Source organism: Nocardia sp. NPDC051900, from assembly GCF_044452545.1.
Classification (GTDB): domain Bacteria; phylum Actinomycetota; class Actinomycetes; order Mycobacteriales; family Mycobacteriaceae; genus Nocardia; species Nocardia sichangensis.
The window spans coordinates 495,612-515,244 of record NZ_JBITBU010000003.1; the positions used below are offsets into that span (position 1 = coordinate 495,612).

General features: G+C 68.0%; 15 protein-coding genes and 1 tRNA gene. 2 read left to right on the forward strand and 14 right to left on the reverse strand.

From position 1 onward, the window contains the following. Positions 1 to 22: 22 nt before the first annotated feature. Both ACIA5H_RS07110 and ACIA5H_RS07115 read right to left on the reverse strand, forming a co-directional pair. Entirely contained in the window at positions 23 to 892 is an 870-nt protein-coding gene (locus tag ACIA5H_RS07110; protein ID WP_379250191.1) for an SDR family NAD(P)-dependent oxidoreductase, read from the reverse strand. 85 nt (positions 893 to 977) lie between these two features. Beyond that, complete coding sequence (locus ACIA5H_RS07115; protein ID WP_379250189.1) at positions 978 to 2,612, reverse strand: GMC oxidoreductase; 1,635 nt, start codon at positions 2,610 to 2,612, stop codon at positions 978 to 980. Between the two features lie 188 nt (positions 2,613 to 2,800). On the opposite strand from ACIA5H_RS07115, the gene ACIA5H_RS07120 reads away from it, so the two are divergent. Beyond that, positions 2,801 to 4,084 carry a cytochrome P450 gene (locus ACIA5H_RS07120; protein ID WP_397074475.1) on the forward strand — a complete coding sequence of 428 codons (1,284 nt, stop codon included), beginning with the start codon at positions 2,801 to 2,803 and terminating at the stop codon, positions 4,082 to 4,084. Between the two features lie 103 nt (positions 4,085 to 4,187). On the opposite strand, the gene ACIA5H_RS07125 is transcribed toward ACIA5H_RS07120, so the two are convergent. The 6 genes from ACIA5H_RS07125 to ACIA5H_RS07150 all read right to left on the reverse strand — a co-directional run bounded on the left by ACIA5H_RS07125 (position 4,188) and on the right by ACIA5H_RS07150 (position 11,923). Beyond that, on the reverse strand, positions 4,188 to 5,993 hold the full coding sequence (locus ACIA5H_RS07125) for a serine/threonine-protein kinase PknD (RefSeq protein ID WP_397074477.1): 1,806 nt from the start codon (positions 5,991 to 5,993) through the stop codon (positions 4,188 to 4,190). Between the two features lie 339 nt (positions 5,994 to 6,332). After that, a tRNA-Thr gene (locus ACIA5H_RS07130) sits at positions 6,333 to 6,408 on the reverse strand. 63 nt (positions 6,409 to 6,471) lie between these two features. After that, complete coding sequence (locus tag ACIA5H_RS07135; protein ID WP_364438381.1) at positions 6,472 to 7,677, reverse strand: DNA polymerase III subunit delta'; 1,206 nt, start codon at positions 7,675 to 7,677, stop codon at positions 6,472 to 6,474. 273 nt (positions 7,678 to 7,950) lie between these two features. Beyond that, complete coding sequence (locus ACIA5H_RS07140) at positions 7,951 to 8,457, reverse strand: DUF664 domain-containing protein (protein ID WP_397074479.1); 507 nt, start codon at positions 8,455 to 8,457, stop codon at positions 7,951 to 7,953. A gap of 37 nt (positions 8,458 to 8,494) precedes the next feature. Continuing rightward, positions 8,495 to 11,341: a type I DNA topoisomerase gene (gene topA / locus ACIA5H_RS07145; protein WP_379250818.1), complete on the reverse strand. Its 2,847-nt coding sequence runs from the start codon at positions 11,339 to 11,341 to the stop codon at positions 8,495 to 8,497. A 375-nt stretch (positions 11,342 to 11,716) separates the two neighbouring features. Further along, complete coding sequence (locus ACIA5H_RS07150; RefSeq protein WP_011206895.1) at positions 11,717 to 11,923, reverse strand: cold-shock protein; 207 nt, start codon at positions 11,921 to 11,923, stop codon at positions 11,717 to 11,719. A 499-nt stretch (positions 11,924 to 12,422) separates the two neighbouring features. Here ACIA5H_RS07150 and ACIA5H_RS07155 point away from each other — a divergent pair, with 499 nt between their 5' ends. Beyond that, a complete protein-coding gene (locus tag ACIA5H_RS07155) occupies positions 12,423 to 14,744 on the forward strand; it encodes a DEAD/DEAH box helicase (RefSeq protein ID WP_397074526.1) in 2,322 nt (773 codons plus the stop codon). Between the two features lie 291 nt (positions 14,745 to 15,035). On the opposite strand, the gene ACIA5H_RS07160 is transcribed toward ACIA5H_RS07155, so the two are convergent. The 6 genes from ACIA5H_RS07160 to ACIA5H_RS07185 form a co-directional block, all read right to left on the reverse strand. Continuing rightward, positions 15,036 to 15,458: an Rv3654c family TadE-like protein gene (locus ACIA5H_RS07160; protein ID WP_397074481.1), complete on the reverse strand. Its 423-nt coding sequence runs from the start codon at positions 15,456 to 15,458 to the stop codon at positions 15,036 to 15,038. Between the two features lie 88 nt (positions 15,459 to 15,546). Further along, the gene (locus ACIA5H_RS07165; protein WP_379250179.1) at positions 15,547 to 15,861 is read right to left on the reverse strand and encodes a TadE family type IV pilus minor pilin; all 315 of its coding nucleotides are present in this window, start codon (positions 15,859 to 15,861) and stop codon (positions 15,547 to 15,549) included. A gap of 38 nt (positions 15,862 to 15,899) precedes the next feature. Further along, positions 15,900 to 16,085, reverse strand: a complete 186-nt coding sequence (locus ACIA5H_RS07170; protein ID WP_355079276.1) for a DUF4244 domain-containing protein — start codon at positions 16,083 to 16,085, stop codon at positions 15,900 to 15,902. A 546-nt stretch (positions 16,086 to 16,631) separates the two neighbouring features. Further along, positions 16,632 to 17,255, reverse strand: coding sequence for a type II secretion system F family protein (locus ACIA5H_RS07175; protein WP_379250177.1), 624 nt, complete (start codon positions 17,253 to 17,255; stop codon positions 16,632 to 16,634). Positions 17,256 to 17,651: 396 nt separating this feature from the next. After that, the gene (locus ACIA5H_RS07180; protein ID WP_397074484.1) at positions 17,652 to 18,446 is read right to left on the reverse strand and encodes a type II secretion system F family protein; all 795 of its coding nucleotides are present in this window, start codon (positions 18,444 to 18,446) and stop codon (positions 17,652 to 17,654) included. After that, on the reverse strand, positions 18,443 to 19,627 hold the full coding sequence (locus ACIA5H_RS07185) for a TadA family conjugal transfer-associated ATPase (protein WP_397074486.1): 1,185 nt from the start codon (positions 19,625 to 19,627) through the stop codon (positions 18,443 to 18,445). Before ACIA5H_RS07185 ends, ACIA5H_RS07180 begins: the two co-directional genes overlap by 4 nt. Between the last annotated feature and the right edge of the window lie 6 nt (positions 19,628 to 19,633).

Sequence of the window (19,633 nt, forward strand, 5' to 3'; positions counted from 1 at the left end):
GCCCGCACCTCCGGTCCGGTGTTCAGCGGCGGAACCTACGTTCCAGAATGCGCTGGGCTTGGTTGCGGTGGACGGCAGACCAGGCTTGGACCCGGATCGCCCACCAGGGGGCGATGTCGCGGGGTTTGGTCGTGACGGCGTGCGAGACGAGGTCGGAGGCTTCGTCGACGGTCAGACCGGGGGTGCGGCTGAAGTCGGTGGGGGCGCTCATCCTGGTGTGGACCAGGGGCATGTAGATCGATGTAGTGGTGACATCGTCGCAGGCGATTTCGGCGGCCACGCTGCGCAGCCAGACGTCGAAGGCCGCTTTCGAGGCGATGTAGGCCGACCAGCGTGGACTCGGCGGCAGGAGCACGCCCCAAGTGGAGATATTCACGATATGCCCCTGCTTGCGTGCACGCATATGGGGCAACAGAGTAAGCAGCAGCCGCACCGGGCCGAGATAGTTGATGTCGATGGTGCGGGTGAAATCGTGGAAGCGATCGTAGGACTCGGCGATGGGGCGCCGAATCGACTTTCCCGCATTGCTGATCACGGCATCTATGCGTCCGTACTCGGTCAGCAGTGTGCGGCCGAGCAGGTCGACGGCATCCAGGTCGGTCAGGTCGGTCGTGTACGCGTGGGCCGTGCCACCGTCGGCCGCGATGTCGGCGGCCAGCTGTTCCAGTTCCGGGCGGGACCGGGCCACCAGCGGCACCACCGCGCCCGCCGCGGCCAGCTTCCGCGCACTGGCCTTGCCGATACCGTGCGAGGCCCCGGTCACCAGCACCACCTTGCCTGCGACAGCCGCCCGCAGCGCTTCCTCGGTGGGCCGGGCTGTCGGATACAGCAACCGGATCGCCAGCCGTTCGGCGAGTGACCGTCCACTGTTCGTGGCCGGAGTCTCGTTCACAGCTCGACTGTATAAGGGCTGATCCGAGAACTCACGTGTCATGGCGAACTGGACCCGAGTCGGCGTCGATAGGCGCGCTCGCCCTTTACCCCCCGGAACGAATGATCTCTTCGATATTGCGCTCAGCCAGCGCGCTGATCGTCAATGAAGGATTCACCGTTCCGGTGCTACCCGGCACTGCTGCTCCGTCCATTACGTACAGGTTCCGATAGCCACGCACCCGGCCGTATCCGTCCGTTGCGCGCCCGATCACCGCTCCGCCCAACGGATGGGAGGTGAACGAGGCGTCCGCGTCGAAGGCGGGTCGAGAGATGGGCTGACAGTTGCAGGCCGCGTTGTTGTTGACTTCCCTCGCTCGCGCGAGATAGCCGGCAGCGCCGTCGGCCGGCCACCGCAGATCCACGCGCCCGTCGGCCGGGTCGCAGACGAACCGGCCGCGGGTGTCGTCGAGCACGATGCCCAACGATGCGAGAAGGGTGGTGTCGAAGGGCGTCGTGCCGGGGATGTACCAGTTCTCCAGCGACACGGGTGTGCCCGCCTCATCCAGAATTCGGCTCGCCGACGGTGTGCCCTGCGTGCCCACCTCGAGCGTGCTGAGCGGCCGCGCCAAGGCGACATCGCCGTTGCTGCCCCAGCCTTCCCCGACGTGCTCGTTCAGGTTCGGCAGCGCGCCGGTTTCCCGCGCACGCACCAGCAGTTCGGAGGTGCCGATGGAGCCCGCGGCCAGGAACAGCATGTCGCAGGTCAGCGTCCGGGTGCGGAGCACTTCACCGGTCGGGTCCAGTTTGGTCACCGCGACGCTATAGCGACCCGACGCTCCCGGTTCCTCGGCGATGGCATCCACGCGATGGCCGGGGTAGATCCGGGCACGGCCGGTGCCCTCGGCGTAGCGCAGGTAATTCTGGTTCAGATCGAATTTCGCGCCGTTGGAGTTGCCCAGGTTCGAGCAGCCGACCGTCGCCGACGGCCTCGATCGCCCGGCCAGTTCGGCGCGGATGACATCCCAATTCCAGGTGCCGTCGATGCGTTGCGGCGTATAACCGGCCACGCGGACCTGTTCGTCCCAGGCCCGCGAGTGCACGAACGCGAAAGAGTTGTAGACATCGTCGGGTATCACGCTGGGCCGCAATACTTCTCGGACCTTGGGGTAATAGACGTCGTGCATCTCGCGATAGTCGACCACGCCGCGGAACACATGGTCGAAGAATCGCTGCTCCGGCTCGATCATCACCCCGGTGAACACCACCGAGCCACCGCCCACACACGCACCGCGCCACACGTCGATGCCCGGGTAATTCGTGACATCGAGGACCCCACCGAACGGATCGATCTGCAGTGGGATTCGGTTCACCCCGGTAAAAGTCGTGCGATGCCAGAAGCCGCGGCCATCGGGAATCGTGTCGGTGGCGAAGATGTCACGCCACGGATCGTTCGGCCAGCGCGACCCGCGCTCGAGCACCGCGACCTCGATCCCGGACTGCGCCAGACGCAGCGCGGTGACCGACGCCCCGAACCCCGATCCGATGACGATCGCGGGTACATGGTCGGCGGGATCCGGCAGCGGCGCGAAGATCTCCGGCACCAACATGCGGTACATCGATGTTCTCGGGCTCGGGCTGAAATCGTCGGCCCACGCCGCAGACGCGGCCGTGCTCGCACCGGCGACACCGAGCATCGTCGCGGCCAAGCCGGCACTCTTGACGAAACCACGCCGGTCCATCGTGCCCCTCGTTCGATCCGAACGTCGCTCCACAACACTTCAGCATCCGCATGGACGACCATGCGCAGTACGTTCCTGGCCCAGCTCATCGGCACCGCCTAGTCGGCGACATCCGTTAACGCTAATAGTTCAGCAATGTAATAGCTACTCTTTATCATGAGGAGTGGGTCGGGAGTGAGGAGGTGGCGATGTTGACTCGCGCCTGGATTCGGTGGCTACTCACTCATGGCCTGTTACGGACCTATCTCCGATGGGCGGCACGCCGGGGTGACCCGCTCGGGCAAATCGCTGTCGGCCAGGATCGCTTGCTCGGCTCATCGCCATATATCGAGGAGATCCGGCGGCGCGGCCGTATTCCCAGCATGTCGGGCGTACACGTGACGGCAGACTACGAACTGTGCCGCCTCATCTTGCGCGATCGACGCTTCGGTGTGGTCACCCCATTCCATCCAGCCCTGCCGAAGCCGATCCGCCGGGCGCTGGACAAAACGGATCTGGGGCTTCCCAACCTCGGGGAGCCGCCTTCGATGCTCGTGACCGATCCGCCGGATCACACCCGGTACCGACGCCTGGTCCGGCACGCATTCGGCCCGAAGGCGATCGCGGCGCTGGAGGGACGAGTCACCGAAGCGACCAACGACTTACTCGATCGCCTGGAATCGAAGCCTCACCCTGATCTGATCGAGGACTTTTCCGCACAGCTGCCCGTCACGGTCATCGCCGAGATCCTCGGATTGCCCGCCGACATGCATCCGACCCTGCTGAAATGGGGAGACACGGGTGCGCCACTGCTCGAACGTGGCCTGAGCTGGAACACCTACCGCCACGCCATCGAAGACTTGGTCGAGGTCAATCAGTACTTCGACCACTACCTCGACGAACTCGCCGCCGAACCGAACAACGACGTACTCAGCATGCTGGCGACAGACGGCGAAACCACCCGTCGCGAGCAGGTGGCCAACGCGGCCCTGCTGCTGGACGCCGGCTTCTTGACGACAGTGAATATGCTCGGCAACGGAATCGTCCTACTGACAGGCCATCCAGACCAGCTGGAATCGCTCATCGCGCAGCCGGACTTGTGGCCTAACGCAGTCGAGGAAATCCTGCGCTACGACGGTCCCGTGCGGATGACCGGCCGGGTTGCGAACTGCGACGTCGACATCGCCGGTGAGCGCATCAAATCGGGTTCCCTGGTCCTGCTGTCGTTGGCCGGCGCCAACAACGACCCCGCGGTCTTCCCAGATCCCCAGCAATTCGACGTGACCAGGGACAACGCCACGGAACATCTCGCGTTCAGCAGCGGGATACACGGCTGCCTGGGAGCCAGGCTGGCCCGGCTGGAAGGCGCCGTCGCGCTGCGAACCCTTTTCGAGAGGTACCCGAATTTGAGCCTGGACGGCCCGCCGGTCCCCCATCCCTTGCGGAATCTGCACGCCTACCGCTCCATGCCCGCCAAGCTCCTTGTCGACTAGATACCGGGTTCTGCGACGGCGTCGGTCCTGTCCGGCGGGGTCGTCGAAGGAGTGAGGCGCTTCGGCTTCTGGTTGGTGGAATCCGCGTTGGACGGTCTGGGGGTCAGCCGGCCTGAAGTTTCACCACCGGATCGAGGCCCAGATCGGTGATGTATACGTTGCCCGCCGAGTCGACCGCCACGCCCTGGGGATTCTTCAAGCCGGTGAACGGCAGTGGGGTGGGCGTCGACGCGCCGGCCGCCAACCTCACCACCCATTTGTTACCCCAGTCCACGACGTACACATCTCCCGCCGTGTCGACCGCCAAGCCCTGGGGATCTTTGAGACCGGTGAATGGCAACATGGTCGGTGCCGACGCGCCCGCGGCCAACATCCTCACCTGCTCGGTACCCAATTCGGTGACGTATAGGTTGCCCGCCGGGTCGACCGCCACACCATCGGGACCTTGGAGCCCCGTCAACGGCAGCGTCGTCGGCGCCGCCGCGCCCGCCGCCAATTTCAGCACCCGATCATTCCCCCGGTCGGCGACGTATACGTCGCCAGCGTTGTCGACCGCCACACCATGGGGATCCTTCAGCCCGGTGAACGGCAGCGGGGCAGGTGTCGACGCGCCCACCGCCAATTTCAGCACCCGATCGTTACTCGTGTCGCTGACGTATACATTGCCCGCCGGGTCGACCGCCACATCCTGGGGATTCTTCAGGCCGGTGATGGGCAGCGGGGTCGGCGTCGACGCGCCCACCGCCAATTTCAGCACCCGATCGCTACCCATGTCGGTGACGTATACGTTGCCCGCCGGGTCGACCGCCACACCGGTAGGCAGGCTGACGCCGGTGAACGGCAGCACAGTCTGTGCTGAATAGCCCGGGGCGATAGGTGTGGGCGAGTTGCCACCGCCGCCTGATCCCCGTTGGACACCGACGACGACAGCTACGGCGGCCACCACCACGGCGACCGCGACCGCGAGCAGTCCGGCGGTCTGGCGCGACAACCTGATTCGCCGCCCATCGCGCGTAGCCACGCCCACGGTGGGACTGACAAGCGAATCGCCCAGCGCGGCGCGGGCGGCCGCGGCCAGTTCACGCACAGTCTGGTAACGATCGCGGGGGTTCTTGGCCATCCCCTTCGCGATGACCGCATCGAACGCAGTCGGTACGTCGGGTGTGGTGGCGCTGGGACGCGGCGGCGGGCTGTGCAGGTGATGGGCGATCACACCCTGCATCCCGAATTCGCTCGCGAACGGCGGCCTGCCGGTCAGGCATTCGAACAACACGCACGTCAACGCGTACACGTCCACTCGGGCGTCGGCCTTGACCTGGGCATCGATCTCCTCCGGCGCCATGTAGGCGAGGGTGCCGATGGTCTCGCCGGTCGCGGTCAGCGTACGGTCATCGGCGGCGTGGGCGATCCCGAAGTCGATCAGGGAGGCGAACTCATCGGTCCCGAGCAGGATATTGGTGGGTTTGACATCGCGGTGGACCAGCCCGGCGTCGTGAGCCGCCTGCAGCGCACCGGCCACCTGGACGATGATCGCCACTGCCCGCCGCGGCGACAAGGCGCCTTCCCGCGCGATCAACGTGCGCAGGTCGGTGCCCTCGATCAGGCGCATATTCAGATAGAGCCGACCGTCGATATCGCCGAAGTCGTGGATGGGTATCACATGCGGCTCGGTCAACTGCGCCACCGCCCGGCACTCCCGGCGGAACCGCTCGCGCAGCTGCTCGTCATCGGCGAAGCGCTCGGGCAACACCTTCAGCGCCACCACCCGATTGGTCAGCGAATCATGCGCCCGCCACACCTGACCCATGCCGCCCTGACCCAGCAGCGATAACAGCCGATAGCGCCCGAACACCTCGGCTGGCCCCGACCCCCGGGCGGTGTCCCCGCCATTCACTGACGTGTCATCCATGATGCCGTCCCGTGACCACTTGTCTGGCTAACGGCGTACTCGCTTGCAGTTGCACCCGCGAGCAGGTAGCTCCACACTAATCGATTCAGCCAGGCCGAGGCTCGATAGTCAGGCGGTATCGTCGGTGTACCCGAGGTTATTCGGCGGCTGCCCGGTACCCGCAGCAGGTGGCTGCTTCCTCACCCCGCACTGCGCAGAAGCTCGACGTACGGCGACGACCGAACCAGGACCACAACGGTTCTCGGGCAACGAGGCCGTGTTGGCTGCGGCACTACCATTCGGGTCGAGGCAGTCAGGGTTGATCCCGCAAGCGAAGAAAACGTCTTGTACCAGGAATTATGGAGCCGCCTGGGGGAATCGAACCCCCGACCTTTTCATTACGAGTGAAGCGCTCTACCGACTGAGCTAAGGCGGCGTGCCTTTCGGCCAGGGAAGTCTATCGTCTCGCGGGCCCGATCGCGAAAACGGGTGGTCACGGTCACTGGGCGCGGGCCGCGATGAGCGCGGCGGCCATGGCCGCGAGGGCGAAACGGGGTTTGACGTTCTGGTCGAGCGCGGTGCGGCAGGCCAGAACGGCCTCGATGGACTTCAGCAGGCCCTCCGGGCGCACGCGGTCGGCCAGATCGTGAATCTCGTCGGACAGGTCGGGGTGGGTGAGCGCGACGCCGGAGCCGAGCCGGGTGGCCCCGAACCGCACGGCCAGCGCGTCCCGATAGACGCCCGCGACATCGATCAGGGCACGATCGAGGGCGTCACGGCCGGTGCGGGTCGCGCGGGACTTCTGCCGCCGCTCGAGATCCTTGAGTACGCCCGCGGAACCGCGGGTGGCGCTCGCCGCGCCCTTGCCGGTGCCGCCCGCGCCCAGCGCGGTCGCGAGTTCCTCGCGCTCGCGTTCGTCGCGGGCCGCGCTCATCTGCTTGGCCTCGTCGTCGGCCGCGCGCACCAGTTCGTCGGCGGCGGCATAGGCCGCACCGGGCTTCCCGGCCGCGGTGACCAAGGCCAGGGCACGCTGACGGCGGGCGCGTGCCTCCTCGTCGGTGGCGAGCCTGCGGGCACGGCCGACATGTCCGCCGCTGATGGACGCGGCCCAGGTAGCGGTCTTCTCGTCGAGGTTGTCGCGCTCGCGGAGCACTCGCGCGATGGCGGGCACCGATGGCGTCACCAGATGCACGTGGCGGCAGCGGGAACGCAACGTGATCGAGATGTCCTCCGGGTCCACCGAGGGTGCACAGAGCAGGAACACCGTCCGGTCCGGCGGCTCCTCGACGACCTTGAGCAGCACGTTGCCCGCCGCCTCGGTCAAGCGGTCGGCATCCTCGATGACCACCACCTGCCAGCGCCCCGTGCTGGGCCTGCGCGAGGCCACCTGCACGATCTCGCGCATCTCCTTGGTACTGATGCTCAGCCCCTCCGGCACCACCCGGCGAACGTCGCCGTGCGTGCCCGCCATAGTCGTGGTGCAGGCGTGACACCTACCGCACCCGGGCGTCGCCGGATCCGTGCACTGCAGCGCCGCCGCGAAACACAGCGCGGCAACGGATCTGCCCGATCCGGGCGGGCCGGTGAACAACCAGGAGTGCGTCATCGCGCCCTCGACCACGCCCCCGCGCGCAGCGACCGCGGCAGCCGTCAACTCGGACTCGACCGCCTCCTGGCCGACCAACCGATCGAAGACTCCCGCCACGTCGTACACCCTAGCCGCCCCTCCCGACAGATCCCGGACGGTCTCGGACACCACGCTCGCCACCGTCGACGGCCCACATACACCAGGCCCGGACACACCGTCCGGCTCGCCCCCGCACGGCCCGGCCAGCCCACACCACCCGACTCCGCCACGCACCGCTCGGCCGGTCACACGCTGTCCGACTGAGCCGTGCACACGCAGCTCGGCGGGAGCGGGCTGAGTCGGACCGCTACCTACTTGTCGGCCCATGCGGCCGCAAGCCCTGTTCCGGAACTAGGAGGCGCGCTGCTGCGTGCTGTTCGCCCCGTCCAGCTCCTCCCGGATGATGTCGGCGTGCCCGGAGTGATGCGCGATCTCCCGCAAGATGTGCAGCACCGTGTAGCGCACCGACTGCCAGATCCGCTCCGGAGCCCACGGCGCCGTGGGCGTGGGAATCGAGGTGTCGAGACTGTCCACCGAACGGATCAGCTCGGCCGTCTCCGCCGCCACCTCGTCCCAGCTGGCCAGCAGGCCGGTCACGGTCTCCGCTTCCGCCATGACGTACTCGCCGCCGAACTTCGAGACATCCAGCTGCGCGTTCTCGTCCCGTCGCACGATCACCGAGGTCCAGTGCCGTTCGCAGCTGACCAAGTGGTGCAACAGCCCGCCGAGGGTCAGCTCGCTGACCGTGGTCCGCCGCCGCGCCTGCTCGTCATCGATGCCGCGCAGCGTGATCCGGAAAAGCTCGCGCTGGTCGGCGAGCATCGCGATCAGATCCTCGCGCTCCTGTTCGGTACTCATGGCGCTCAGGCTACGGCTGTGGTCACGAGCCGGGAACTCACGACTTCCCGACGCCGGTCTTCTTCGCCGCCGCCTTCTGCGCCGTGGTCTTCTTGGCCACCGTCTTGGTGGTGGTCGCCTTCTTGGCGGCGGTCTTCTTCGCCGCGGTCTTCTTGGCGGGCGCCTTCTTCGCCGCGGCCTTCTTCGCGGTCTTCTTCACCGGTCCGCGCGCACGCCGGTCGGCGAGCAGTTCCATCGCCCGCTCCGGGGTGATCGATTCGATCTCGTCACCCTTGCGCAGTGTCGCGTTGGTCTCGCCGTCGGTGACGTACGGGCCGAAGCGGCCGTCCTTGATCACCATCGGCTTGCCGGTGGCGGAGTCGTTTCCGAGTTCCCGCAGCGGAGCGGCGCTCGATGCCTGCCGTCCACGGCGCTTCGGCTCGGCGTAGATCTTCAGCGCCTCGTCCAGCGTGACGGTGAAGATCTGATCCTCGGTGTTCAGCGAACGCGAGTCGGTGCCCTTCTTCAGGTACGGCCCGTAACGTCCGTTCTGCGCGGTGATTTCCTCGCCGCTGGCCGGGTCGGTGCCGACCACACGCGGCAACGACAGCAACTTCAGCGCGTCGTCGAGTGTGATGGTGGCCAGATCCATGGACTTGAACAGCGAACCGGTGCGCGGCTTGGGCGCCGCGGCCTTCTTCGCGGTCTTCTTGGCGGGCTCTTGTCCCTCCTCGGCCTGCGGTTCGGGCAGGACCTCGGTGACGTACGGACCGAAACGTCCTTCCTTGGCGACGATTTCGTGCCCGGACTCGGGATCGACGCCGAGCGAACGGCCCTCCTGCGGAGTGGCGAACAGCTTTTCGGCGACCTCAGGGGTCAGCTCGTCCGGCGGGAGATCGTCGGGGAGATTGGCCCGCTGAGACACCGCATTGCCTTCGGGGTCATCGGGATCGGTGACCATCCGCTCCAGATAGGGCCCATACTTGCCGACCCGGACGACGACGTCTCGATCGGCGGCATCGCTGAACAGCTTGATGGAGTTGATCTCGCGGGCGTCGATGTCATCGAGCCGCTCCCCCACCATCTTCTTCAGACCGCCGGACCGCGCGACCGAACCCTCCACGCCGTGATCGCCGCCGAAGTAGAAGCTGGACAACCAGTTTCCGCGCTGCTCGCGGCCGCCGGCGATGGCGTCGAGGTCGTCCTCCATGGCGGCGGTGAAGTCGAAATCGACCAGTCGGCCGAAATGCTCTTCGAGCAGGCCAATCACCGCGAACGCCACCCACGACGGCACCAGTGCGCTGCCGCGCTTGTAGACGTAGCCGCGATCGAGGATCGTCTTGATGATCGACGAATACGTCGACGGGCGGCCGATGCCGAGCTCTTCGAGCGTCTTGATCAGCGACGCCTCGGTGTAGCGCGCGGGCGGATTCGTGCTGTGCCCATCGGGATTCAGCTCGACCGCGGTGACCGCCTGGCCTTCCTCGAGTGCGGGCAGCCTGGACTCGGCGTCGTCGGACTGGCCGCCCGCCTCCTCGTCGACGCTCTCCACATAGGCCTTCAGGAAGCCGGGGAACGTGATGGTGCGGCCGGAAGCGGAGAACACGCACTCTTCGCCGGTGCCAGCGACGCCGGTTATGCGCAACGTCAGCGTGGTGCCCCTGGCGTCGGCCATCTGGGAGGCGACCGTGCGCTGCCAGATGAGTTCGTAGAGGCGGAACTCGTCGTTGTCCAACCGCGCGTGCAGTTGGCCGGGCGTGGCGAAGGTGTCGCCCGCTGGGCGGATGGCCTCGTGCGCCTCCTGCGCGTTCTTCACCTTGCGGTTGTATTGCCGCGCGGTCGGGTGCACGTACTCCGAGCCGTAGAGCTGGGTCGCCTGCGCGCGCGCCGCCGCGATGGCCGACTCCGACAGCGTCGTCGAGTCGGTGCGCATATAGGTGATATAGCCGTTCTCGTACAGTCGCTGCGCCACCCGCATGGTCCGCTCGGAGGTGAAACGGAGTTTGCGCCCCGCCTCCTGCTGCAACGTCGAGGTCATGAACGGCGGATAGGGCTTGCGGGTGTACGGCTTGGCCTCCGCCGAGGAGACCACCAGGTCGGCGCCGTCCAGCGCCTCGGCCAGCCGCCGCGCGTAGCCCTCGTCCAGCACGACGACGCCGTTGGTGGACTTGAGCCGTCCGTCCGATCCGAAATCGCGTCCGGTGGCGACCCGTGCGCCGTCGACGGTGACCAGTCGCGCGCCGAAGGTTCTCGGGTTGGTGGCGTCGCTCGCCTGGCCGTTGCCCGCGTCGAGCTTGGCGGCGATGTCCCAGTACTCGGCCGAACGGAACGACATCCGCTCGCGTTCACGCTGCACGATCACCCGGGTGGCCACCGACTGCACGCGACCGGCCGACAGCCGCGGCATGACCTTCTTCCACAGCACGGGACTGACCTCGTAGCCGTAGAGCCGGTCCAGGATGCGGCGGGTCTCCTGGGCGTCGACCAGATCGTTGTCGAGGTCACGGGTGTCCGCGGCGGCGGCTTGGATGGCGGGTTCGGTGATCTCGTGGAAAACCATCCGCCGGACCGGCACCTTGGGTTTGAGCGTCTCCAGCAGGTGCCAGGCGATCGCCTCGCCCTCGCGGTCGGGGTCGGTGGCCAGGTAGAGCTCGTCGGCGTCCTTCAGCAGACTCTTGAGCTCGGTGACCTTGGCCTTCTTGTCCGGGCTCACGACGTAGATGGGTTCGAAGTCGTTGTCGACGTCCACGCCGAGACGCGCCCAGGACTGGCCCTTGTACTTGGCCGGGACATCGGCCGCACCACGCGGCAGATCCCGGATATGGCCGACCGACGCCTCGACCGTGTAGTTACGACCGAGGTACGGCGCGATCTTGCGGGCCTTGGTCGGGGACTCGACGATCACGAGACGACGCAGGGGACGGCCCTGGTCGGCTGCACCGAGGTCTCGTGTTGCCACCGGCGAATACACCTTTCCTGATCGACCCGCGCTGCGTCTTTTCCCGCTGCGCGCGGCTGGGGTGAGCGGCTGCGACGGCTGAACATCGCACCAGACACGTTTATACCGTGACGCCGCGTGTGGTCGAGTGCTTGCGACTCGAACCACCGAGCGTACGCCCGTGAGTTCGAATCAGTATGCCTTGCCGTTTCGCCACACCTGCGCCGCGGCATGCTCGGCGGCCCCTTCCGCCGGCGCACACGGGCCGTGACTACCCCAGATATAGCTCGTCCCTCACCCCGTTGCCGGTGGTGAGGGACGAGCTGTGGATCCTTGCGCCGCTCAGCTGAGCGCACGCACTCCGGTGGCCTGCGGGCCCTTGGTGCCCTGGCCGACCTCGAACTCGACCTTCTGGTTCTCCTCGAGGGTGCGGAAACCCGAACCCTGGATCTCGGAGTAGTGGACGAAGACGTCAGCGGAGCCGTCCTCCGGCGCGATGAAGCCGAACCCCTTCTCCGCGTTGAACCACTTCACAGTTCCCTGTGCCATTCTGTTCCTTCTCTTTTCTTACCGGAACGGCGGACAACTGGGTTCGTCCACCGGGTCCGTTGTGACCGCTGTACTGTTGGTTCCCCCTGCAGGAAAGCACCAAGCACACCGTTCGCAACATCGATCCTGCTGACGGTTTGGACTTTGGATCCGTCCCTCGAACACAGAAGCTTGCGACCAGGAACCAGTGAACCATGTCTTCGGGCAATTCAACAGTCGAGTTACCGACAATTTGCAAAAAAGTTGATCTTGCGAATGCGCAGGTGAGGGACACAATGGCGGAATCCAGACTTGGGGTTCGTTTGCCTGGTGATAACCGAGTCGACGTTCAGCAAAGAAGCTGTGACCCAGGTCGCTATTTGGTATCGAAAAGGCAGGTGGAGGTTCCCGGACACACACGTTTCACACTCCCCGAGCGTGTTGCGGGGTTCCGATCGTGAATCCGCCCGACTTCGCGCTGCGCGGACGGCCGGGAACCGAGCTCGGCTACGGGACATCGTTGCTGAATCGTGTCCTAGCCGGAGGCCTCGATGGCGACCCCCGGCTCACGCATGTGGCCGAGTTGCCCGCACGAGCCGCCGAACACTCCGAATGGCCCGTCTGGGCATCGCCGGAAGTGATTGCGGCATTGCGTGAGACGGGCGTGGCGGCGCCATGGCGGCATCAGGTGGACACCGCGGAGCAGGCGTTCCGCGGACGGCACGTCGTCGTGAGCACCGGGACCGCCTCGGGCAAATCGCTCGGCTATCAGCTTCCGGTGCTCACGACGCTGCAAGCCGATCCGAAGGCCACCGCGTTGTATCTGTCGCCGACGAAGGCGCTCGGCGCCGATCAGCTGCGCGCGGTCGGCGAGCTCACCCACGAAGGTCCGTTGCGCGATATACATCCGGCCACTTACGACGGCGATACGCCTGCCGAGATCCGGCAGTGGGTACGCGCCAACGCGCGCTGGATCTTCACCAATCCGGACATGCTCCACCTCGGCATACTTCGATCGCACCAGCGCTGGGCGCGGGTGCTGCGCAGGCTGCGTTACGTGGTGGTCGACGAATGCCACGCCTATCGCGGTGTTTTCGGCTCGCACGTCGCGCTGGTGTTGCGCAGGCTGCGGCGGATCGCCGCACGATACGGCGCCGATCCCGTGTTCGTGCTCTGCTCGGCGACCTCCGCCGAACCGGCGGAGGCCGCGTCGCGCCTGATCGGCGCGCCGTGCACCGCGGTCACTCGCGACGGATCGCCGCAGGGACCGCGGACGATCGCGCTCTGGGAGCCACCGTTGCTCACCGCCGTGACCGGCGAGAACGGTGCGCCGGTACGCAGGTCCGCCACCGCGGAGGCGGCGCGGATCATGGCGGATCTGGTGGCCGAAGGCGCGCGGACCTTGACCTTCGTGCGCTCCCGCCGAGCCGCGGAGCTGACCGCGATGGATGCCAAAAGGCTCTTGGGCGAGGTCGATCCGGACCTCGCCGCACGCGTGGCGTCCTACCGGGCGGGTTATCTCGCGGAGGATCGGCGTGAGCTGGAAGCCGCCTTGTCGGACGGATCGCTGCTCGGCGCCGCGACGACCAGCGCCCTGGAACTCGGCGTCGACATCGCGGGACTGGATGCCGTGGTCATCTCGGGTTTTCCCGGAACGGTCGCGTCGTTCTGGCAGCAGGCCGGGCGGGCGGGACGGCGCACCCAAGGGTCACTGGTGCTGCTCGTGGCGCGGGACGATCCGTTGGACACCTACCTGGTCCATCACCCCGAAGCGCTGCTCGGCAAGCCCGTCGAGGCCACCATCACCGACCCGCGCAACCCCTATGTGCTGGGTCCGCAACTACTGTGCGCCGCGCTGGAGTTGCCGCTCACCGACGCCGAGGTGGACGAACTGGGCGCCCGCGAAGTACTGGCCGAGCTGACCGTGAAAGGACTGATCAGGCGGCGTGGAACGGGAGATCGCGCGCGCTGGTACGTGACCGCGGAGACGCAGCCGCACGACGCGGTGGACGTCCGGGGCGGAATCGGCGCACCGGTGGCCATCGTGGACGGCGAGACCGGCAGGCTGCTCGGCACCGCCGATGCGGGGCGGGCCAGGGCGACGCTGCACCCGGGCGCCGTGCACCTGCACCAGGGCGAGACCTATGTCGTCGACGAGCTGGATCTCGTTGACGGCGTGGCCTTCGTGCACACCGCCGAGCCCGGGTGGACCACCAGCGCGCGCCAGGTGACCTCGATCGTGATCGACGCGGTGACCGAGCACCGTGCCCACGGTCACGTGACGGCCGGCCTGGCCCGGGTGCGGGTCACCAGCCAGGTGATCGGCTATCTGCGCACGCTGCTCACCGGCGAAGTGCTCGACCTGGTCGAACTCGACCTGCCGCCGCAGACGCTGCCGACCAAGGCGGTCATGTACACGGTGACACCGGAATTGCTGGCGCTGGCGGGGATCGCGCCTCAGGACGTCCCCGGGGCGCTGCACGCGGCCGAGCACGCGGCGATCGGGCTGTTGCCCCTGGTGGCGACCTGCGACCGGTGGGACATCGGCGGTGTCTCCACCGCCGAGCACCCGGATACCGGACTGCCCACCGTCTTCGTCTACGACGGCCAAGCCGGCGGGGCGGGATTCGCCGAGCGCGGGTTCGCCCAACTGCGCCAGTGGCTTACGGCGACCTTGTCGGCCATCGAGTCGTGCGGCTGCGCGGCGGGCTGCCCCTCCTGCGTCCAATCACCCAAGTGCGGCAACGGGAACCACCCACTGGACAAGGCGGCAGCGGCGCGCCTGCTCACCGCCGTACTCGCCGAACTGTCCGCTGGTGCGGACGCGCCGCTCGATTCGTGACGGCGCAGAGTCGGACATGTGACCAATTGTCGACCTTGCCAGCGCGCACGCTGGGAGGGTTGGGAGACCTCCCAGTGGAATGCCGCCGCTTCACCCCGGCCGAATAAAGAGGATTAGATTCATGTTAACTAGACTATTGCCACTGCATAGTTTGTGGACATGCGCATTCCTCCCTTTTAGATATCCCGGGTCCACGCGGGCATTTCCCTGAGTCCGCTTTTAAACCCGCCAGTTAAGTTTCCGATTTCCGCCACTGGAAGCGACGCGGGGCCGACCGTGTATCGAACTCCATCACTCTTCAACCGGTCCGGCCCGTGCGCTCGCCCGAACGATCCGATCGCCGTACAGACCTATTGGTACATTCCTTTCCACAGCCACCGTGGCGTCCCACTCCACCGCCTCGCAAACACGGATTCGCGCACCCATCCGCCGTGCCACCTCGTCCGCCTCAGCACATGCGACGTCGACGCCATCGACCAAAGCTCCCGCCGCGGTCAGCGCCGCCGAATCGGCGGCCGCCTGCGCCCGATGCCGCGCCACCACCACGGCCCCCACCTGCGCGATCAAGAGCGTCACCGCGATGAGGGCCACGAGCGCCAAGCAAGCGAAAACGGTGGCCAACCCCTGTTCGTCGCTTACCCGAACCCGCAGCATGCGAGGGACACGCCGCGGGCTGCGCTCGCTGATCCGAACCCGCTCACCGTTCCCTGTCATGTCTCGCTCCGGGCAGCGTCGCGAACCGGAATCCGACCGTGACGGGCACCGCCGCCCGCGAGAAGCCAGACCACCATCGGCACCGCCTTCATTCGGTGGCTCCGGGCTCGATGGTCGCGACCGCCTCCGCGCGGAGGGTGAGCAGCGGCAGAAGCGGGGTCCGCGCGGAAACCACGGCGATCACACGAGTGCCCTCGGTGCGGAGTGCGATGTCGGCCGACGGCGGGGCGATGCGCTCCGCCGCCGGGCGGGCGTTCGCGTGGTCGCCCCGCGCGGCGAGGCGGGCGGCCTCGCCGGCGGCATCGACACAGCGGACCTGGGTCGATGCCGCCAGCAGGGCCCCGAGACAGAGCACGACGGTAGCGACGACCGAGGTCAGGGCGAGCGCGGCCTCGATCGTCACCCCTCCCCGATCGTCGCCGAGCCACGGTGTGGCGACAACTACACCGATGTGTTCAGTGCCCGGTCGATGATCTTCGTCAGCGCGTTCACGATGCTGTCGCCCGTCACCACCCCGTACAGCACGGCGCCGAAGGCCGCCGCCGCGATCGTGCCGATCGCGTACTCCGCCGTGCTCATGCCGTCCTCCGCGACCATCGCCCGCAGCGCCCGCGCACGCAGGCTTATATATACAGCCCGCACCCTGCGGCCCACGGACCTCACAACCCCCTGGATACGCACCCGATTCCTCCTTTCCGGCCCGTGCGGCCGATCCGCACGAGCACGCTTCCTCCGATGCAGTGCGCGACGCTGCCGCCCGAGCACGGTCGCTTTCGCTGCGGTCCACGACGAACCGCCGGCGGGTGCCGATCAGCGGCAGCGACGGGTTCCATGAGCGACCGAACGCTGGATACGGCTCAGCACGCAAAGCAGCCACCGAAGCGCCGAGTGTGCGGCACACCGCCGAGCTGCCGGGCCATAGGCGGACCGACCAGCCCCGCGACGGCCTTCCCGACCGGTGGCGGCAGCGACGGTGCGGGGGCTCCGAGCGATCCACCTGACGCGCTCTCGTGAACGACGTGGGCCCGGCCGTCCGCCGTTCTCCCGATGCGATTCCAGGCGGGTCCGCGAGCGCGGGCCGCCCGGTCACGGTCCGCCGAACCTGCGCGAAAACTCCGCGTGAACGCTTCCGTGCGGACACCATGGGCGGCGTGGCCACTGCCCCGTGCGGGGTTACAGCAGCCCACCGCCTAGGACTCGGCCCGCCAAGCCGATGACCACCGGCACTATGCCGAGGCAGACGAAGGCCGGGAGGAAGCACAGCCCCAAGGGGCCGCCGATCAGGACGCCCGCGCGTTCCGCCTTCGCGGCCGCGATGTCTTCCACCGCGGCCCTGCGCTGCTCGGCCAGTTCCATGACCGCTGCCGCCAGCGACGATCCGGACCGCGCGGAACGGCGCGCCATCCGGGCCAGCGACTCGATCTCGTCGGCTCTTGGGCGCCCCTTCGCATCCCGCGCCACTTGGTGCCAGGCCGTGGCCGCGTCGGCGCCGAGCGCGAGCAGGTCCGCCGCCCGTCGCAGTGCTTCGCCGAGTGGTTCCGGCGCCTCCTGCGCCACGGCGCGCGCCGCCCCTGCCATGGGAAGCCCAGCACGCAGGCAGGCGGCCAGCAGGTCGAGCACCGAGGCGACAGCCAGCGGATCGGTCTCCCGGTTCACCCGGCGCGACGTCTCGGCCGGTGCGTTGCGCGTCCGGCCGAGGGCATGCAACCGCCTGCTCACGGCCACTCGTCCCGGCAGCGATGCGAGTGCGGCCGCCATCAGCAGCAACGGCAGTGCCGCACCAGAAGTGAACGCCATCAGCAGCCTTCCTCAGCGATCCTGTTGTGCGATGACCTCGTGCACGGCCCACAGTCGGGCCATGCGACGGCACACCACGCGTCACCTGCGTGCCGTAGCCGGAGAGCGAACCGATGAGGCTGACCCGTCGTCGCTCAGCAGCGCGACCGTAGATTCGGCCGGTCTGCGGGTGGCCAGGGTTGAACGCGCCGTCGAGGTGGTGCGCATCCGCCATGCGCTGCAGTCCGATTGGATCGCCGACGGGGCGGCGGCTTCGCAGGGCCGCACCGCCTGCGATTACGGCACACACAACCCTTCGAACCGGCGTGCGCGCAAACCGCATCTCCCCGCCGATCGCAACCGGCTTCGAGTTCGACAACTGCTTTGGCCGGCCGCGACCAGCCATCGAAGAAGACTTCATATCAGCACCTTTCGGGTGATGGCATCGGTCCACAGCAGGCCCGCGCAGGCCAGGCCCGCGCCTACCGGCAACAGCACCGCCCCCGCGGACGAGGCGAACAGGACGTGCAGCGGCGCGGCGCCCATCATTTGGCCGAGAGCGATGCCGAGGAGCGGCAAACACGCCAGGACACCGGCGGTGGCCCGTGCGCCGGCCAGCGCGGCAGTGGTGCGGCCGTGGAATCGGATGCGTCCCGCGAGATCCGTTCGGGCCGCGGACAGCAACTCCGCCAGTGCCAAGCCGTGCTGCTCGGCCACCTGCCACGCCCCGGCAACCCGGGCGAGCTCCGCGGCGATCGGGGAATCCGGTCGGCGCAGGCCCTCGGCCACCGAGCCACCGAGTCGGCTGCGGGCGGCGCCAACGGTGAACGCGCGGGACGACTCGCCCCACACCTCATGTGCGGCGGCCTCGGCGGCGGCGCTCGGATGCGCCCCCACCCGCAATTCCGCGATCACAGCCTCCAAGGCATCGAGTAGGTACCCTTGCTCGGCTTTCCCGCGCCGGTCCCGTACCGCCCGGCGAGCCCGTAGCCCGGCCGTTCCGGCGACCAGGCCGGCCGCGAGGAAAGCACCCGTACCGAAGACGGCGAGCACGATCACCACGCCTACGCAGGCACAGACGCGGAACAGCCTGCCGCGGTCCGGTATTCGATACTCGACGCGCGCGGTGAACAGCTGCCCGAACCGGCGCTGCGACCGGGGCGCCGGAACCAGGACCAACGCCAGCGCGAGACACAACACCGCGCCGCTCAACGGTCGAGCCGTTCGGCGAGCAGGCTGGACAGGTCCGCGGCGGCGGGGGCCGCAGCCGTGGTATGCCAGGCGGGCGTGATCCGCACGCGCCCATCGCCGTTGCGGTGCACGAGGCCGACCTCGCGCAGCCCCCGCGAGCCGTCGGATCGGCGGTGCACGTGCAGGACGACCTGCACCGCGGCGGCCAGTTGACTGTGCAAGGCCGCTCGATCCATGCCGCCCAGAGCGGCGAGGGCTTCCAGCCGGGCGGGGACTTCTTGCGGCGAGTTGGCGTGCACGGTGCCCGCCCCGCCGTCGTGTCCGGTGTTCAACGCGGTCAGCAGGTCGACCACCTCGGCGCCCCTGACCTCACCGACCACGATCCGGTCCGGCCGCATGCGCAGCGCTTGACGGACCAGGTCACGGACGGTGACCTCGCCGACGCCTTCCACATTCGCGGTCCTGGCCACCAGCCGGACCACGTGGGGATGCGGTGGCGCGAGCTCCGCCGCGTCCTCGACGCAGACGATCCGCTCGGACGGGCCCACCGTGGCGAGCAGGGCCGACAGCAGCGTCGTCTTCCCGGCTCCGGTGCCGCCGACGATCAGGAACGCCAGCCTCGCCTGGATGATTCGTTCCAGCAGGAGCTTCGCGTCGGCGGGCACCGAGCCCGCCACGGCGAGCGCGGACAGCCCCTGGGTGGCCGGACGGAGTACCCGCAACGACAGACAAGTGCCGCCGTGCGCGACCGGCGCGAGTACCGCGTGCAAGCGGACCCCGAACGAATCCCCTGATGCCGCAGCGATTCCGGACAGCCGACCGTCCACCCATGGTTGTGCGTCGTCGAGTCGGCGACCCGCCGACAGTGCCAGGCGCTGCGCCAGCCGCCGGACCGCGGCCTCGTCGGAGAAGGTGATCGAGGTCTTCTCCAGACCGTGCCCGCGATCGATCCACACCGCGTCCGGACCGGTCACCAGGACGTCGGCCACTCGCGGATCGTGCAACAGCGGTTCGAGTACACCGGCGCCGGTGAGTTCGGTCTGCAGCAGTCGCAGAGCCCGCAGCAGGTCGGTGTCGCCGAGCACCCCGCCCGCTTCGGCCCGGATCGCGGCGGCGACCTGCGCCGGATCCGGGTCGCCGGTCTCGCCAGCCAGGCGCTCCCGCACCCGGTCCAGCAGCTCGCTGGTCAGTATCGCGCTCATCGCCCC

Excerpts from the sequence above, each read along its gene's own strand:
- ACIA5H_RS07115 (WP_379250189.1), bottom strand. The coding sequence starts at position 2,612 with ATGGACCGGCGTGGTTTCGTCAAGAGTGCCGGCTTGGCCGCGACGATG.
- ACIA5H_RS07125 (WP_397074477.1), bottom strand. The coding sequence starts at position 5,993 with ATGGATGACACGTCAGTGAATGGCGGGGACACCGCCCGGGGGTCGGGG.
- ACIA5H_RS07160 (WP_397074481.1), bottom strand. The coding sequence starts at position 15,458 with ATGACAGGGAACGGTGAGCGGGTTCGGATCAGCGAGCGCAGCCCGCGG.
- ACIA5H_RS07140 (WP_397074479.1), bottom strand. The coding sequence starts at position 8,457 with ATGAGTACCGAACAGGAGCGCGAGGATCTGATCGCGATGCTCGCCGAC.
- ACIA5H_RS07150 (WP_011206895.1), bottom strand. The coding sequence starts at position 11,923 with ATGGCACAGGGAACTGTGAAGTGGTTCAACGCGGAGAAGGGGTTCGGC.
- ACIA5H_RS07120 (WP_397074475.1), top strand. The coding sequence starts at position 2,801 with ATGTTGACTCGCGCCTGGATTCGGTGGCTACTCACTCATGGCCTGTTA.
- ACIA5H_RS07185 (WP_397074486.1), bottom strand. The coding sequence starts at position 19,627 with ATGAGCGCGATACTGACCAGCGAGCTGCTGGACCGGGTGCGGGAGCGC.
- ACIA5H_RS07175 (WP_379250177.1), bottom strand. The coding sequence starts at position 17,255 with ATGGCGTTCACTTCTGGTGCGGCACTGCCGTTGCTGCTGATGGCGGCC.